General features: G+C 60.5%; 16 protein-coding genes. 5 read left to right on the forward strand and 11 right to left on the reverse strand.

All coding sequences use genetic code 11. The features are described 5' to 3' along the window. Positions 1–16 precede the first annotated feature (16 nt). The 8 genes from DKY63_RS22635 to DKY63_RS22670 all read right to left on the reverse strand — a co-directional run bounded on the left by DKY63_RS22635 (position 17) and on the right by DKY63_RS22670 (position 4,981). Positions 17–451: a DUF2946 domain-containing protein gene (locus DKY63_RS22635; protein ID WP_110966134.1), complete on the reverse strand. Its 435-nt coding sequence runs from the start codon at positions 449–451 to the stop codon at positions 17–19. A 21-nt stretch (positions 452–472) separates the two neighbouring features. Continuing rightward, on the reverse strand, positions 473–952 hold the full coding sequence (locus DKY63_RS22640; RefSeq protein ID WP_110966135.1) for a copper chaperone PCu(A)C: 480 nt from the start codon (positions 950–952) through the stop codon (positions 473–475). Positions 953–1,000: 48 nt separating this feature from the next. Continuing rightward, the gene (locus DKY63_RS22645; protein ID WP_110966136.1) at positions 1,001–1,399 is read right to left on the reverse strand and encodes a DUF2946 domain-containing protein; all 399 of its coding nucleotides are present in this window, start codon (positions 1,397–1,399) and stop codon (positions 1,001–1,003) included. A gap of 117 nt (positions 1,400–1,516) precedes the next feature. Beyond that, a complete protein-coding gene (locus tag DKY63_RS22650; RefSeq protein WP_110966137.1) occupies positions 1,517–1,840 on the reverse strand; it encodes a DNA-binding protein in 324 nt (107 codons plus the stop codon). 4 nt (positions 1,841–1,844) lie between these two features. Next, positions 1,845–2,180 carry a type II toxin-antitoxin system RelE/ParE family toxin gene (locus DKY63_RS22655; RefSeq protein ID WP_110966138.1) on the reverse strand — a complete coding sequence of 112 codons (336 nt, stop codon included), beginning with the start codon at positions 2,178–2,180 and terminating at the stop codon, positions 1,845–1,847. Positions 2,181–2,236: 56 nt separating this feature from the next. Continuing rightward, positions 2,237–2,962, reverse strand: a complete 726-nt coding sequence (locus DKY63_RS22660) for a cobalt-precorrin-6A reductase (RefSeq protein ID WP_110966139.1) — start codon at positions 2,960–2,962, stop codon at positions 2,237–2,239. 28 nt (positions 2,963–2,990) lie between these two features. Then, positions 2,991–4,202 (reverse strand): precorrin-6y C5,15-methyltransferase (decarboxylating) subunit CbiE, encoded by a 1,212-nt coding sequence (cbiE, locus tag DKY63_RS22665; RefSeq protein ID WP_110966140.1) that lies wholly within the window; start codon positions 4,200–4,202, stop codon positions 2,991–2,993. A 119-nt stretch (positions 4,203–4,321) separates the two neighbouring features. Beyond that, positions 4,322–4,981: a hypothetical protein gene (locus DKY63_RS22670; protein ID WP_110966141.1), complete on the reverse strand. Its 660-nt coding sequence runs from the start codon at positions 4,979–4,981 to the stop codon at positions 4,322–4,324. Between the two features lie 216 nt (positions 4,982–5,197). On the opposite strand from DKY63_RS22670, the gene cobG reads away from it, so the two are divergent. The 5 genes from cobG to DKY63_RS22695 all read left to right on the forward strand — a co-directional run bounded on the left by cobG (position 5,198) and on the right by DKY63_RS22695 (position 10,585). Further along, a complete protein-coding gene (gene cobG / locus DKY63_RS22675; RefSeq protein WP_110966142.1) occupies positions 5,198–6,520 on the forward strand; it encodes a precorrin-3B synthase in 1,323 nt (440 codons plus the stop codon). Next, on the forward strand, positions 6,513–7,139 hold the full coding sequence (locus tag DKY63_RS22680) for a precorrin-8X methylmutase (RefSeq protein WP_110966143.1): 627 nt from the start codon (positions 6,513–6,515) through the stop codon (positions 7,137–7,139). The genes cobG and DKY63_RS22680 overlap by 8 nt, the downstream gene beginning before the upstream one ends. Continuing rightward, the gene (locus DKY63_RS22685; protein WP_110967963.1) at positions 7,139–7,870 is read left to right on the forward strand and encodes a precorrin-2 C(20)-methyltransferase; all 732 of its coding nucleotides are present in this window, start codon (positions 7,139–7,141) and stop codon (positions 7,868–7,870) included. The genes DKY63_RS22680 and DKY63_RS22685 overlap by 1 nt, the downstream gene beginning before the upstream one ends. Beyond that, complete coding sequence (cobJ, locus tag DKY63_RS22690; RefSeq protein WP_110966144.1) at positions 7,870–9,579, forward strand: precorrin-3B C(17)-methyltransferase; 1,710 nt, start codon at positions 7,870–7,872, stop codon at positions 9,577–9,579. The genes DKY63_RS22685 and cobJ overlap by 1 nt, the downstream gene beginning before the upstream one ends. 190 nt (positions 9,580–9,769) lie before the next feature. Then, positions 9,770–10,585: a hypothetical protein gene (locus DKY63_RS22695; RefSeq protein WP_204354255.1), complete on the forward strand. Its 816-nt coding sequence runs from the start codon at positions 9,770–9,772 to the stop codon at positions 10,583–10,585. 46 nt (positions 10,586–10,631) lie between these two features. On the opposite strand, the gene DKY63_RS22700 is transcribed toward DKY63_RS22695, so the two are convergent. The 3 genes from DKY63_RS22700 to purD all read right to left on the reverse strand — a co-directional run bounded on the left by DKY63_RS22700 (position 10,632) and on the right by purD (position 15,465). Continuing rightward, entirely contained in the window at positions 10,632–11,228 is a 597-nt protein-coding gene (locus tag DKY63_RS22700) for a MarC family protein (RefSeq protein WP_110966145.1), read from the reverse strand. A gap of 64 nt (positions 11,229–11,292) precedes the next feature. After that, the gene (locus DKY63_RS22705) at positions 11,293–14,070 is read right to left on the reverse strand and encodes a hybrid sensor histidine kinase/response regulator (RefSeq protein WP_110966146.1); all 2,778 of its coding nucleotides are present in this window, start codon (positions 14,068–14,070) and stop codon (positions 11,293–11,295) included. A gap of 99 nt (positions 14,071–14,169) precedes the next feature. Next, positions 14,170–15,465 (reverse strand): phosphoribosylamine--glycine ligase, encoded by a 1,296-nt coding sequence (purD, locus tag DKY63_RS22710; RefSeq protein WP_110966147.1) that lies wholly within the window; start codon positions 15,463–15,465, stop codon positions 14,170–14,172. Between the last annotated feature and the right edge of the window lie 57 nt (positions 15,466–15,522).

The raw sequence follows: 15,522 nt of genomic DNA on the forward strand, positions 1-15,522 counted from the left end.
TTATGGGTGCGCGGGATTACGTGATGATCGGCGGGGCGCGGGTTCGGGCGCCGGGGAAGAAGGTTTGCCGGGCATGACCCAGGCGTGGGGACGGCGTGGTGAAGGTTGCGGTGGGTGGCGTGTCGAAACCGATGAAGGAGACGCCGCCGGTCAGGGCCGGGCAATTGAACAGCAGGCTGCAATAGCCGCATTTTTCCCAGAGGGCATGATGGCCGGCGTGGGGTGGGCAATGCTCGGCGTCAGGTTGCGCGACGTGCTCGGTGTGCTCTACGACCGGCATGTCGATTGACATGCTCATGGTCATGGACGCATGCGAATCCATCGGCATCGACTGGGAAACCAGTGGGCCGATGAAGATCATCAACATGGCGAACAGGCTGATCCAGCTGCCGCGTGTCAGGCTCGATGACTGACGACGAGGGCTGGATGACCGGGTGCCTGGCGGGCGCATGCGCTTTTTTCGCTCGGTCTGTTACTGAGCGTGGGCGTGCTTTTCGCCGTCTTCGGGCGCCTGCTTCTGGACCGCCACTTCGACGGTCACGTCACCGGCCTTCTCGAAGTGCAGGGTCATCGGGAAGCGCTTGCCGTCGCTGAGCAGGCTTCGGTCCTTCAGGTTCAACAACATGACGTGATAGGCCATTGGGGCGAAGGTGATTTCACCGCCCGCGGGAATATCCACGTTCTGTACATGTTGCATTTTCATCACATCGTTTTGCATCACGTGTTCGTGCAGTTGCGCAACGCCGGCAATCGGCGAGTCGACGCCGAGCAGGCGATCGGCTGCCTGGCCTTCGTTGTGGATCACGAAATAGGCGGCCACGTTCGGTGCGTTGGGCGGCAGCTCCTGTGACCATGGATGAGCGATTTCCAGCTCACCGACCTTGTATTCGTGGGCATTGGCAAAGCAGGCAGGCAGCAACAGGGCGGCCACAACGATGAGTTTGTTCAGCATGATGGTTCTCCGGAATGATTCAAGACGCAGGTCAATTGCGAGTTGGAATCACACCAGAGGGGATGCGCGGGGGTTCAGGCTTGGCCATTGCTGGCGCGGTGTCGGCGTATTGAGAGAGGTGGGGGGGACGCTTCGATTGGACTCGAACTGCGCGTAATACAGCTGCGGAACATGCCCGGGCAAAGCTACCACTGGCGCGGAACCGGAACAGCACCAGCAATGCTGCATGTTGGAATGATCATCGCCTTGCGGTGCTTTCTGCTGGATGTCCCCCAGGGAGATCGCCACCATCTTGCTGCCGCTGGAGGTGCAGAAACTGCCCCACAACAACTGCTCGGCAGAGGATTTCGTCGACTGCGCCATTGCTCCACCCATCGTCATGGCGAGCAGATTGAACAGCACTGCGAAGCAGGCTATCCAGGCAATTGCGAGCCGTTGACGGGACATGGTGCAGTTCCGGTTGAGTGGGCGATCAGGCGCGGCTATTTAGCCTGACCAATGCCGATAAGTAAAAAAACGCCGTGCGGTGAGGTGTCGCAGTAACACTAGTTGGTTCTTGCGTCATCAGTGCGCACGTACCACATGTACTTGCATATCTACACCAAGCGTAGCGCGGATTACGGCGAATATCGCAGCCAGGTTGTCCATGCTCGGGTTGCCATTGGCAGACAACATTCGATGGAGGCTTTTACTGGGCTTTGCCGTTTCCTTTGCCAACCCCTCGAAGCCGACAGTGGCGTTCACGAGATCACGCAAAATAATCCTGGCCATTTCTGGTTCGCCGTTTAAAAACAGAGTAGCAGCCTCATCCAACAACGCCTGGGCGAATTCGGGGTCACGTTGGGCACGTTCGGCGATAGTGTGTTTGTAGCTTCGGGTGAGTGCCATGACGTTATCTCCGGGGGCGGTCAGCTTTTTTTCGGGCTCTATATTCGGCAATCAAGGCTTTGGCCTGTTTGATGTCTGCCTTTTGAGTGGACTTGTCACCCCCGCCAAAGAGGATGATCAGCCGCTTGCCCTCTTGAACAAGATAGATTCTGTACCCGGGCCCCCAATTTACTCGGTACTCGCCGAGACCATCGAACCACTTGATGTTCGATGTATTGCCGAGCTCGAGTCGAATCAGCGCATTGGCTACCCTGAGCGCGGCCTGCGCATTCAAGCTGGAAAACCAGCGTCCGAAGGGGCTTGTTTCATTGTCCTGCAGGTATTCTTCGAGTGTGATCACAGGCGGCTCTGAAGGTAACAAATAGGTTACTGTTCATGCAAGCCAATGATCCTGCCCTAACGAATGAACTCGGCCAACGCAGCAAGTGTTTCTCCAAGCGTCAGAAACTCCCGCTCAACCTCCGGCAACTGTGGCCGCTTCAACACCAGCACCGGCACCCCGCGTTCGCGCGCCACTTCCAGCTTCGGTTCGGTCGCTGCACTGCCGCTGTTCTTGCTGATCAGTACGTCGATCTGCCGACGCTCGAACAACGCGCGTTCATCTGCAATCAGGAACGGTCCTCGTGCGCCAATCACCTCGCAGCGCCCGTTGCCGGGATACTCGTCCAGCGCGCGCAGGGTCCAGAATTGGTCCGCGGGGATTTCATCCAAGTGTTGCAAGGGCTCGCGGCCGAGGGTGAACAATGGTCGGCGAAAGAGTTTGAGGGCTTCGATCAGTTCGGGCCAGTCGCGCACCTCGCGCCAGTCGTCCCCGGCCTGTGGTTGCCACGCCGGGCGTCGTAGCGCCCAGCAGGGGATCGCGCTCAGGTGTGCGGCATGCGCGGCGTTGTGGCTGATTCTCGCGGCGTAGGGATGGGTGGCGTCGAGCAGCAGGTCAATGCGTTCGTCGCGGATGAACTGCGCCAGGCCCTCGGCGCCGCCGTAACCGCCGACACGGACCTGACAGGTCAGGTCCGTTGGTATCCGACCGATGCCGGCCAGGCTGTAGATGTGTTCAGGGCCGAAGGTTCGGGCGATGGCCAGGGCTTCGGTCACACCGCCCAGCAACAGAATGCGTTTCATTGAAAAACTCAGGCAGGGGAGGGTGAGGTCAGGGGGCGTGCGGTTTGGTCAGGTCCAGCACGGTGATCGGCAATGCCTGGCGCCAGGTATCGAAGTCGCCCAGCGGTTGCGCCTGGGCGATATGAATACGCGTCAGCTCTCCACCGTGTTGTTCGCGCCACGCCATCAGGGTCATTTCACTTTGCAGCGTCACCGCGTTGGCGATCAGCCGGCCGCCGGGTTTAAGGGCGGCCCAGCAGGTCTCCAGCACGCCTTCACGGGTGACGCCGCCGCCGATGAAGATGGCGTCCGGACGTTCCAGACCTTCAAGGGCTTGCGGGGCGCGGCCGCGAATCAATTGCAGGCCGGGGACGCCGAGGGCATCACGGTTGTGCTCGATCAACCGCTGGCGCCCGTCATCGGCCTCGATCGCCAGCGCCCGGCAGCTGGGGTGGGTGCGCATCCATTCGATGCCGATCGAGCCGCTGCCGGCGCCAACATCCCACAACAGTTCACCGGGCATCGGTGCCAGGCGAGCGAGGGTGATTGCCCGGACATCGCGCTTGGTCAGTTGGCCGTCATGCTTGAACGCGCTGTCCGGCAGCCCGGCAAGGCGAGACAGGCGTGGCGCGTTCGGTTCGGCGATGCAGTCAATGGCGATCAGGTTCAAGTCGGCCATGGCGTCATTGTTCCAGTCGCCGGCGGTGCCATCGACCCGGCGCTCAGCTTCGCCGCCCAAGTGTTCGAGCACGGTGAGGCGGCTGGGGCCGTAACCCCGCTCCCGCAACAGGGCCGCGATGGCGGCGGGGCTGCGGCCGTCATTGCTCAGCACCAGCAAGCGCTGGCCACTGGCTAACTGAGCGTTGAGCGCGGCGACCGGACGCGCCACCACTGACAGGGTGACCACATCCTGCAAGGGCCAGCCCATTCTGGCGGCGGCCAGCGAGCAGGAAGAAGGGGCCGGAAGGATCAGCATTTCATCGCTGGCAACTTGCCGGGCAAGGCTGGCGCCAACCCCGAAAAACATCGGGTCGCCGCTGGCCAGGACACAGATGGACTCACCACGCCGCGTCAGCACCGGTTCAAGGGAAAAAGGGCTTGGCCACAGTTGCCGTTCGCCGCGGATACAGGCCGGCAACAAATCCAGTTGCCGTTGCGCGCCAATGATCCGCGAGGCTTTGAGCAGAGCGTGTCGTGCATTTTTGCCGAGCCCCTTGAAGCCATCTTCGCCAATGCCTACCACTGTCAGCCAGGGGGTCATGCCGTTCCTCTTTTCTCGATCAAAGCCAATTCATTGCCGCGCCCGACGCGGTCGGTCTGGCGGTCGCGCATCATAGCGCGGCGTGGTTTGCGTTCGTCGAAATTGTAGTTAACGCGGACTCAAGACTTGATGAATCGGTTTTTTCTCAAATCGAACCGTTTCATCAAGAGTTCACTGCACTTGTTTTCAAGTAGCGCTCGTTTGGCTTCGAGTACGCGTTTGTCCAACTTGAGAAAGGCCCGGCTCTGAATGATTCTGGCGGCCTGCTTTTCCCAGTTCCAGAATAGAAAACCGCTCTTTTTGCTGTGCGCCACCAATTCAAGATTGAACACCGCTATTTCCAGAAAGCCCTTTGAATCGTACCGCGCAGGCAAGACCTGAAAGCGCTCGCCCATCAGGCTTTCCTCATCCAGTGAGTACAATGCCGGCTGGTCGGGTTTCAAGGCGTCGAGGGTGTCGATCATGGCATTTCCCTGGCGGGTGTCCTGCATGCCGTGGGCGCTTCTGATCAGATAGTCCGCGACACTTTCCGACACGTCGTAGCGGGTGCGGGTCTGGATGGCATCCTGAAAGACCGACCAGCCGAAAAAATTCAGGGTCGACACATACTCGTTCAGCCACGCCGTCGAGTTGACGAAGCGGCTGCCAGCCATGTCCGCGGACCTCGTGGCGATCTGCGTGCAATGACTAAGGTCGAGGTAGTCCTGGGGGGAAAGTTCATCGATACATGAGACGAGGTTGTGGCCGGTCAATATTCCATTTGAGTTTTTACTGTCCATGAGTTGCTCCGGGATTTGTGGAGTGAAGTCTTGCCAGTGAAAAACTACAGGTTGCGGAACCGGCTTTGAACGAAAGCAACTTGGCGAATTGATTCCGGTAGTCAGTGCGTGTTGCGACTCAGCTTCGCGCACTATTCGTCGCCAAGTGCCTCGGGCTTTTCATCCCGCCGGGCAAAGCAGGCATAATGCTGCCCTTCATTTCGTGCCGGTCATCCTGTGAGCGCTCCCAAGACATTCAACCCTTTGCGTCCTACGGCCTGTCCCGGGTTGTTGCGTATTGTCCGGGCGCTGGACGGGGGGATTTGCCGGATCAAGCTCACCGGTGGTGCGATCAGCGCACGGCAGGCGGTCGCGGTGGCGCAGGCCGCCGAACGTTATGCCGGTGGCGTGATCGAGGCGACCAACCGCGCCAACCTGCAGATTCGCGGGATTGGCAGCGAGCAGTCGGCCTTGATCGACAGTCTGCTCGCGGCCGGTCTTGGGCCGCGCAATGCCGCCAGCGATGATGTGCGCAACCTGATGCTCAGCCCAGCAGCCGGCCTTGATCGGCAGATGCTGATCGACACCCGGCCACTGGCTGAACGGATACTCGCCACCTTGCAGGGCGACGACCGCTTTCACGACCTCAGTGCCAAGTTCGCCGTGCAGCTCGACGGCGGCGAGGCGCTGAACATGCTCGAGCATCCCCATGACCTGTGGCTTTCGGCCTTTGTGCGAGAGGGCGAGCTGCGACTGGCGTTCGGCCTGGCCGGCTGCCCGACAGACACCCCCGCCGGCTCGGTGGCACTCGAGGATGGCCATGGGTTGGTGGTGGCGGTGCTTGAGTTGTTCCTGAAGCTGGCGCGTCCCGAGCAAACGCGGATGCGTCATTTGCTGGCCGAGTACGCCCTCGAAAACCTGCTGGCCAGACTGGCCGAGCGCGTACCCGTTCAGGCTGTCACCGATTGGCGGCGCGCCTCGGATTCAAGCGTGCTGCACATCGGCGCTCATCCGCAGAAAAAGGCCGGTGTAGCCTACGTGGGAGCGGTGCCGCCGCTGGGACGACTCGATCCCGCAAAACTGCAGGGCGCTGCACAACTGGCAGCCATCTACGGCGACGGCAACCTGCGATTCACGCCTTGGCAAAGCCTGCTATTGCCCAACATCCCCGTCGAACACTGCGCGCAAGTCATCCGAGGTCTGGAGCAATTGGGCCTGTTGTGCCACGCCGATCAGGCACTGACCCGGATGATCGCCTGCACCGGCTCAAACGGCTGCGGCAAGAGCCTGGCCGAGACCAAAGGCGATGCCGTGCAACTGGCCGCGCTGCTGCAACGCCAAGGTCACGCATTGAGCGTGCACCTGAGCGGTTGCCCGCGTTCCTGCGCCGCCGCGCACACCGCACCGGCCACGCTGCTGGCCGTCGCGCCTGGCCACTACGATCTATATTTTCGCGATGCATCGCAGGCCGGCTTCGGCACGCTGCACGCGCGCAACCTTACTATTGAAGCGGTCGCGGCCTTGCTCGACGCTCGCTCACGGAGCCCCCTTGATGCTTGATTACATCCGCGATGGTCAGGAGATCTATCGCAACTCCTTCGCGATCATTCGTGCCGAGGCCAACCTCGCGCGAATTCCGGCTGATCTGGAAAAACTCGCGGTGCGGGTTATTCACGCCTGCGGCATGGTCGAGGCCATCGACGGTTTGCAGTTTTCCGATGGCGCAGGCAAGGCCGGGCGCGATGCGCTGGCGGCCGGTGCGCCAATTCTGTGCGACGCGCGGATGGTCTCCGAAGGCATTACCCGCGCACGGCTTCCGGCCAACAACCCGGTCATCTGCACCCTGCGTGATGAGAGCGTGCCGGAGCTGGCCCGCGAGTTGGGCAATACCCGCTCCGCCGCTGCGCTGGAACTGTGGCGTCCGCATCTGGAAGGCAGCGTAGTGGTGATCGGCAATGCCCCGACCGCGCTGTTTTATTTGCTGGAAATGCTCGATGCCGGCGCCCCGAAACCGGCGTTGATCCTCGGTTTCCCGGTGGGTTTCGTCGGCGCTGCCGAGTCCAAGGCAGCGCTGGCGGCGGATAGCCGTGGCGTGCCTTTTGTCATCATGCAGGGTCGCCTGGGCGGAAGCGCCATGGCGGCTGCTGCGGTCAATGCCCTCGCCACGGAGATCGAATGATGCAGCAACCTGGACGTTTGATTGGCCTGGGCGTCGGCCCCGGTGATCCGGAGCTGATTACCGTCAAGGCCTTGCGCCTGCTGCGTGAGTCGCCGGTGGTGGCGTACTTCGTCGCCAAGGGTAAAAAAGGCAATGCGTTCGGCATCATCGAGGCGCACCTGCAGGACGCGCAGTCACTGCTGCCACTGGTTTACCCGGTGACCACCGAGGCGTTGCCCGCACCGCTGTCCTATGAGCAGGTGATCAGCGACTTCTACGATACCGCCAGCGAACAACTGGCCGTGCACCTGGATGCGGGCCGCGATGTGGCGGTGATCTGCGAGGGTGATCCGTTCTTTTACGGTTCCTACATGTACCTGCACGATCGGCTCGCTGAGCGCTATCAGGCCGAAGTGGTGCCCGGCGTGTGCTCGATGCTCGGTGGTGCTTCGGTTCTCGGTGCGCCGCTGGTGTATCGCAATCAGAGCCTGTCGGTGTTGTCCGGCGTACTGCCCCATGACGAACTCAAGCGCCGCCTGGCCGATGCCAATGCCGCGGTGATCATGAAGCTGGGGCGCAACTTCCCCAAGGTTCGCCAGGTGCTGGAAGAGCTGGGCTTGGCCGAGCGTGCGCTGTACGTCGAGCGAGCGACCATGGCCAATCAGAAAATCGTCCCGCTGGATGAAGTGGAGCCGATGTCGTCGCCGTATTTCTCCTTGATCATCGTTCCCGGTGAGAGGTGGCAAGGCTGATGACCCGTTCAGTTCCGGCGATAGTCATTCTCGGCAATGGCAGCCTCGCCACTGCGCGCACTATCGCGCAGTTGTACCCCGGCGCCCTGATCCATGGCCTGGACGGCCGGGTCGACGGCGTCGATCGTGTGTATCAAGAGTTCGGCGCGACCCTGCGCGAACTTTATCAACAGGACACGCCGATCATCGCCCTGTGCGCTGCGGGCATCGTGATTCGTACCCTGGCGCCGTTGCTACTGGAAAAAGGCGCGGAGCCTCCGGTGCTGGCCGTGGCAGAAGACGGCAGTGCGGTGGTGCCACTGCTGGGTGGTCTGGGGGGCGTGAACGTGATGGCGCGAGAGATCGCCGCCGGTTTGAACGTGGCCGCCGCCATTACCACCAGCGGCGAGCTGCGTTTCGGCACTTGCCTGCTCAATCCTCCCAGCGGTTATGCCCTTGCGGATCTGGAACTGGGTAAGCGTTTCGTGTCGGATTTGCTGGCCGGTGAATCGGTGCGCATCGAAGGCCCGGCGCCTTGGCTGGCGCAGGCGCAATTGCCCGAGGATGCCCAGGCGCGACTGGCAGTGCATGTCGGCCCTGAGGAAAGAGCTCCGGCGGCGAACGAATTGCTGATTTATCCGCGCAGTGTGCTGGTGGCGGTCAGCGCCGGGATCGTGGACGTGTCGAAGGCGATTCGCCAGGCATTGCATCAGGCGCAAATCGCGGTGCAATCGGTAGCGTGTTTGCTGGCGGCAGATACGGAGATGACCAGCGTCGAACTGCGTGAAGCGGCGCTTGAACTGGGCGTGCCGTTGCGCTTCACCAGTGCTGGTCAGGCAAATGTCGAGCGGGCCCGCGATGCGGTTGCTCAGCCGGTTTCCATGCTCGGTGATGAGAAAATCGCGATTGCGGTCGCCGAACAACCGTTGGACTTATCACAGATTGGCCGTCCTCGCGGACGTCTGGCGGTGGTCGGTCTTGGCCCAGGTGCTGCCGAACTGATGGTGCCGGCCGTGAAGGCCGAACTGGCTCGAGCCAATGACGTGCTGGGTTATGAAACCTATGTGCGCATGGCCGGACCGTTCCGGGATGATCAAGTGCTGCATTGCACTGACAACCGTGAAGAAATGCAGCGGGCAAGACATGCCTTTGAACTGGCGGCTCAAGGGCGCTCGGTGGTGGTGGTTTCGTCGGGAGACCCGGGCGTTTTCGCCATGGCCGCCGCTGTGCTTGAAGCGTTGCACGAGTCCAGCGATCCCGCGTGGCACAGCGTTGACCTGGAAATGCTGCCGGGCGTCTCTGCGTCACTGGCGACGGCCGCCCAGGCCGGTGCGCCGTTGGGGCATGACTTCTGTGTGATGTCGCTGTCGGACAACCTCAAACCCTGGTCGATCATTGAGACGCGCCTTGATCTGGCGGCCCGGGCTGATCTGGCCCTGGCGTTCTACAACCCGATCTCGCGTTCGCGTCCATGGCAGTTGGGGCAGGCGCTGGAAATCGTTTCCCGACACCGCGAACCCCAAACACCGGTGGTGCTGGGGCGGGACATCGGCCGGCCGGGGCAGACCCTGCAGGTCACCACCCTCGGTGAGTTGAGTGTCGATCAGGTGGACATGCGGACCATGGTCCTCATCGGGTCTTCGACGACGCGGGTGATTCCTCGTGCCGATGGTCGTCCCTGGGTTTACACGCCGCGCAGTTATGGCGACAAACTCACGCCTATCCCGTAATCAATCACTACTTATCTTTTAGAGTTGAGCCATGTCACCTGTGTTGTCAGGTGATATGGCTACACCTGCAAGTTGGTTTTGTTGTGACTACATATGCTGTATTTGGTTGAAGTTGTTGCTGCTGGTGGGTTGGAGTAGGTTTGTCGCGTTCCGGGATGGAACGCCAGTTAATCAATAAAGGGATTTATATATGGACGCTTTTGAAAGTACGGTCAGTGTCGCGCGAAGTGTTGAATTGGTAAGGGCTCGCCTGCAGAAACGCAAAGCTCAGTTGCCCGTCGGGAGTCGCGTCAGACCGTTGATGTCGGCCGCAGTAACGAGTCCGACCAGGGAGCTGGATGCCTTGGTGCTGGGCAATAGTCTGATTGGTTACGGTGACAAGATCAGCCTTGGGAATATGGCGATCATTGAAAACCTGATCACCATGTCACGGATGGAAGCCAGCTACGAAGTGCCCGGGAATTCAGATCCAAAGGCCTGGTATCACGCGTTTACCAAGTGTATGGAGGATCTTGGCTGTTTTGTAGCGGATAAAGGTTATTCCAAGTACAGCGCCACCGCGCTCAAGGTAAAAATGGATAATGTCATGGTTGATATTATTCAGGCGGCTGTCGAGGCGGCAAAAGCTGCCGTCCCGGGTGCAGCTGTACTCAGTGCGGTCACAAACTCCACGTTGGACGCACTGAAAAAAGAGCCTGAGGCGATCAACTTATTGAATGTTGAATCGAAAAGTGCGGAAGGCGTTCGACTATCAACGATTCCCATCGAGCAAATGCCCAATGGCATTATCCTGATTGCGGTAGCAGCCATCGATCATCAGGGTGGAAGCCATGAGGGCGGGCTGTTGTTCGTTGACTGGAAAACGTCCTCGCTTGATGTTTTTCACGGTAAATCGTTTATCACCTTCAACCCCGCCCGGTATGCGGAAATAAAGACGGATATCGAAGAGTACCTGGGTGTGCATCGCAAGGAAGTTTTGGTCAAACGCTTCAGTCGGCGTAAATAACATCATTCTGCAGGAGCGAGCATGCTCGCTCCTACAGTTCGTTTTGTCAGGGGACGAGGTAACCTTTGACCCCGGTAAAAATAATCTGCGCTGCAAGGGCGCATACGAACAACCCCATCAGCCGGCTGACAATCTGCAAGCCCTGATCGCCGAGAATGCGCTCGATACGGTTGGACAGATACAACACCACGCCAACCGTAAAACTGGCCAGGGCAATGCTGACAATGGCAATGAATTTATCGTCCCAATGCGGCTGACTGATGCCCATCACCAGCAAGGCACCGATGGTACCGGGGCCGACCGTCAGCGGGATGGTGAGTGGAACGATGGTCACGTCCTGCTGCACATTGTCGGTCTGCACCGCCGACTTGCCCTGAGCCATGCCCAATGCCGAGATGAACAGTACGCTGCCGGCGCCAATGCGGAAGGCGTCCACGGTGATGCCAAAGACACTGAAAATCACCCGGCCAAACAAATACAGCAGGACACTGGAGACCAGCGTGGCGATCGCCACTTTCCAGGCCAGCCGATGTTGTTCCTTGCGCGAGTAACCGCGAGTCAGGCTGATGAAGCAGGACAACACGAAGAACGGGCTGTAGAGCACCAGCATCTTCAGGTAAACACTGAACAACACGTGAAGCATGGTGCAGGCTCACTGGCGAGGGAAGTCGAGAGGGAGTCTATCAGGCGCTGCGGGGTCTGTCGGCTCAGGACGTAGGCGACGCGGTGCGGCTCTGCAGATCGCGTTGGGCAACCCAATGCTCGATCAACTCTCGCAACTGTGACAGTTCGACCGGTTTGGCCATGTGCCCGTCCATGCCGGCCTGGCGCGCGCGCTCCTTGTGCTCGGCAAGGATGTGTGCGGTCAATGCGACCACCGGAGTGCGGGTCCGTTGGTTGCCCACTTCCCAGGCGCGCAATTGCTGGGTCGCCGAGAAGCCATCGAGGATCGGCATTTCGCAGTCCATCAGCACCAGGTCATAACGTTGCGCCTTCATGGCCTGCAAGGCTTCCTCGCCATTGCTGGCGGTATCGGGTTGCAGATTGAGCTTGCCCAGCATGCCGCGGATCACCTTGGTCGAGATGCTGTTGTCTTCGGCCACCAGAATACGGAAATCGCTTGGCACCTTGACCGGCAGTGTCGCCCCGACCGCAGGTATCTGAGTGACCGCATGCCCTTTATTACGCTGGTTCAGCTCATCGGCCAAGGTGGTTTTGAGGGTGTAGCCAGCCACCGGTTTGGCGAGGATGCGTTTGATCCCCGAGTTGCGCGCGATGATCTTGCTCGGTGCATTGCTGATGCCGGTGAGCATGATCAGCAGGATGTCGTGGTTCAGGCTTGGGTCTTCCTTGATCTTGGCCGCCAGTTGCATGCCGGTCATGCCGGGCATGTTCTGGTCCAGCAGGACCACATCGAAGTAGTCGCGCAAGTGCGCCTTGGTGCGCAGCAGGGCAAGCGCCTCCTTGCCGGAAGCCACGGCGCTGACATTCAGGCCCCAGGCACTGCATTGCTGGACCAGCACTTTGCGACAGGTATCGTTGTCATCCACCACCAGCACCCGTGCGCCCTGCAACGGGCCATCGAGGTCGGACGTCGGGTGTTCGAGGCGATCGGGATCCAGTGGCAAGGTCAGCCATAGCGTGCTGCCCTGATTGCTCCCGCTCTTGATGCCGAATTCGCCGTGCATCAGGCGAATCAGTTGACGGGCGATCACCAGCCCCAGGTTGCCGCTCAGGCGGTTGGCCGAGAGAAATTGCTTGCTGTGCAGCTCGGCCTGCATCAAGGCCTCGCGCTCATCGGCGTCCATGGGTTCGCCGCTGTCCTGCACGGCGATGCGCAGGCGCGGTTTGGCGCCGAGCTCGTCAAGCGCCACGACGATCAGGACCTCGCCCTCATCGGTTTTCTTCAGCGCGTTTTCAAGCAGGCTCAAGAGGGTCTGGCGCAAGCGCGTCGGGTCACCACTGATGACTCGCGGCACCTGCGGCTGAATGAAGCTGATCAGCTCGACGTTCTGCTGTTCGGCCTTGGCGCGGAAGATGCTCAGGCAGTCCTCGATCAGCGCGTTGAGGTCGAACTGCACATCGTCGAGTTCGATCTGCCCGGATTCGAGCTTTGAAATGTCGAGGATTTCGTTGATCAGGGTGAGCAGTTCGTTGCCGGCGCTGTGGATGGTCTGGACATAGTCGCGTTGCTTGACCGACAACGGTGTGCCCAGCAGCAATTCGGTCATGCCCAGTACGCCATTCATCGGGGTACGTATTTCGTGGCTGATCTTGGCCAGGAATTCGGCCTTGGCGTTGATCTCGGCATTGCTGGCTGCCAGATCGCGGCTGACGCTGAAGCGATCTTCGGTGATTCGGCGCTGGCGCTCACTCAGGGCGATGCTCATCAGCAGGCCGCTGATGCAGATGAACGCCAGCAGGATGCTGATCAAGCCGTGGGGCTCGGTCAGGGTCAGTCCGAGCAGGGCGGGCAGAATGATCAGGGTGCCGAGATTGAATACCACCATGGCCGCAACGAACAGCCGGGCCGGACGATAGCCTTTCTGCAAATGATGGAGGCTGACAAACAGCATGGTCAGGCCCGCGAGGGCGACGAGGCCGTAGGTGATGAGGTTCAGTGGCAATGTGTTGACGAAAAGCAGCAACAGACCACAGGTCATGATCAACAGAATTTCGCCCAGCAGCAGTCTGTTCAGCGGATGCGGGCCCAAGGGGGAATAGAAGCGATAGGCGAACATCAGGCCGCAGGGTGCGGTGAGCAACAGGGCGAGATAAGCGCCAGGCGTCTGCAGGGCTTGCCAGTCGGGCAGCAGGCCGCCCGCGAGGTTCAGTAGCAGAACCGTGCTGAGCATCAGCAGCGCTACACAGGCCGCCAGCCACAAACTGCTGCGCGAGCGGCTGTAGGCGTAACGGATGAGGTTGTACAGCATCAGCATGCCGAGGCAGCCAAGCAACAGGCCATAGACCAGCGACTGGCCCTGGCTGGCGGCGGCCATCACAGCCGGTTCCAGGGACACGTAGGGTCGCAGCTGGTGCTCGGAAACCAGTCGCACGTAAACGTCGAGGGGCTTGTTGACTTGCGGCAGTGGCAGCATGAAATCGTTGCTGGGCAGTGGCCGATCGGCCTGGGGCTGTCTGTTGCCGGTATTGGATTGCTCGATCAGCTTGTCGCCGTCCAGCACATACATGTTGAGTTGCTGCAGGTCGGGCGCGAACACTTTCAGCAGTTGTTCATGCCTGCCCGGGGCAAGACGAAAACGCAACCAGAGCGCACCGCCAGGCTCGGCGGCCGTGATGCGTTCAAGGTCCGTTGGACTGAATTGATTGGTGTAACGGGCTGAACGGACATCGCTCAGTTGCAGGTCGCCCTGGTCGTCGAACAATATCGCCAGCGCACTGCCTTGGCCGGCCTGGGCCGGAAGCATGCAGAGCAGGGTCAGCAGGGTGACGGTAAAACCTATGGCAATCCTGAGCCAGCGCACGGCGAAATCCCTTCGTAGGTTGATGCCAGAATATAACTATGCGCGGCGCCGGAATAGTCAGGCAAGGGTGCGAAGCCCTTGCCCGACCGAATGAACAGCTTATTCCTGATTTTCGCCACGCTCGCGGGCAATGGCACGGTAGCCAATGTCCTTGCGATAGAAACAGCCTTCCCAATCAATGCTGGCTGCCAACTTGTATGCCTGCTGTTGAGCGGCATCAACGCTGTCACCCATGGCGGTGGCGCAAAGTACGCGACCACCGGCCGTCACCACTTGACCGTCTTTCAGTGCAGTACCGGCGTGGAACACTTTGCCTTCCAGCGCTGCTGCTGCATCCAGACCCTTGATCGCCGCGCCCTTGGCGTAGTCACCAGGATAGCCGCCGGCAGCCAGAACGATGCCGACGCTCGAGCGTGGATCCCATTGTGCCTCGACCTTGTCCAGTGCCTGTGCCAGGGCCGCTTCAACCAGCAGCACCAGGCTCGACTGCAGACGCAGCATGACCGGTTGGGTTTCAGGGTCGCCGAAACGGCAGTTGAACTCGATGACCTTTGGATTGCCCGCCTTGTCGATCATCAGGCCGGCGTACAGGAAGCCAGTGTAGACGTTCCCTTCCTCGGCCATGCCGCGAACTGTCGGCCAGATCACCTGGTCCATGACACGTTTGTGCACTTCGCTGGTCACGACCGGAGCAGGGGAGTAGGCGCCCATGCCGCCGGTGTTCGGACCGGTGTCGCCGTCGCCGACGCGCTTGTGGTCCTGGCTGGTGGCCATCGGCAGGACATTCTTGCCGTCGACCATGACGATGAAGCTCGCTTCTTCGCCGTCCAGGAACTCTTCGATCACCACGCGCGAACCGGCATCGCCGAAGGCATTGCCTGCCAGCATGTCGCGCACGGCGTCTTCGGCTTCGGCGAGGGTCATGGCGACAATCACACCTTTACCTGCGGCCAGGCCATCGGCCTTGATCACGATCGGTGCGCCTTTTTCACGCAGATAAGCCAGGGCTGGCTCGATCTCGGTGAAGTTCTGATAGTCGGCGGTCGGGATCTTGTGGCGGGCGAGGAAGTCCTTGGTGAACGCTTTCGAGCCTTCCAGCTGGGCAGCGCCAGCGGTCGGGCCGAAGCAGTCCAGGCCTCGGGAGCGGAACAGGTCGACGACGCCGGCGACCAGTGGAACTTCAGGGCCGACGATGGTCAGGGAAACGTTCTTCTCGGCGAAATCGGCCAGTTGCTCCAGGGCCAGTACGTCGATAGCGACGTTTTCGCACTTGGCTTCAATGGCGGTACCGGCGTTCCCCGGGGCCACGAACACCTTCTGTACGCGCGGATCCTGAGCCACTTTCCAGGCCAGGGCGTGTTCACGGCCACCGCTGCCAATGATCAAAACATTCATTTCAAAAACCTCGATTGTGGGAGCAAGGCTTGCCCGCGATGACGATCTCGAGGACGC

This window comes from Pseudomonas putida, from assembly GCF_003228315.1.
Lineage (GTDB): Bacteria > Pseudomonadota > Gammaproteobacteria > Pseudomonadales > Pseudomonadaceae > Aquipseudomonas > Aquipseudomonas putida_S.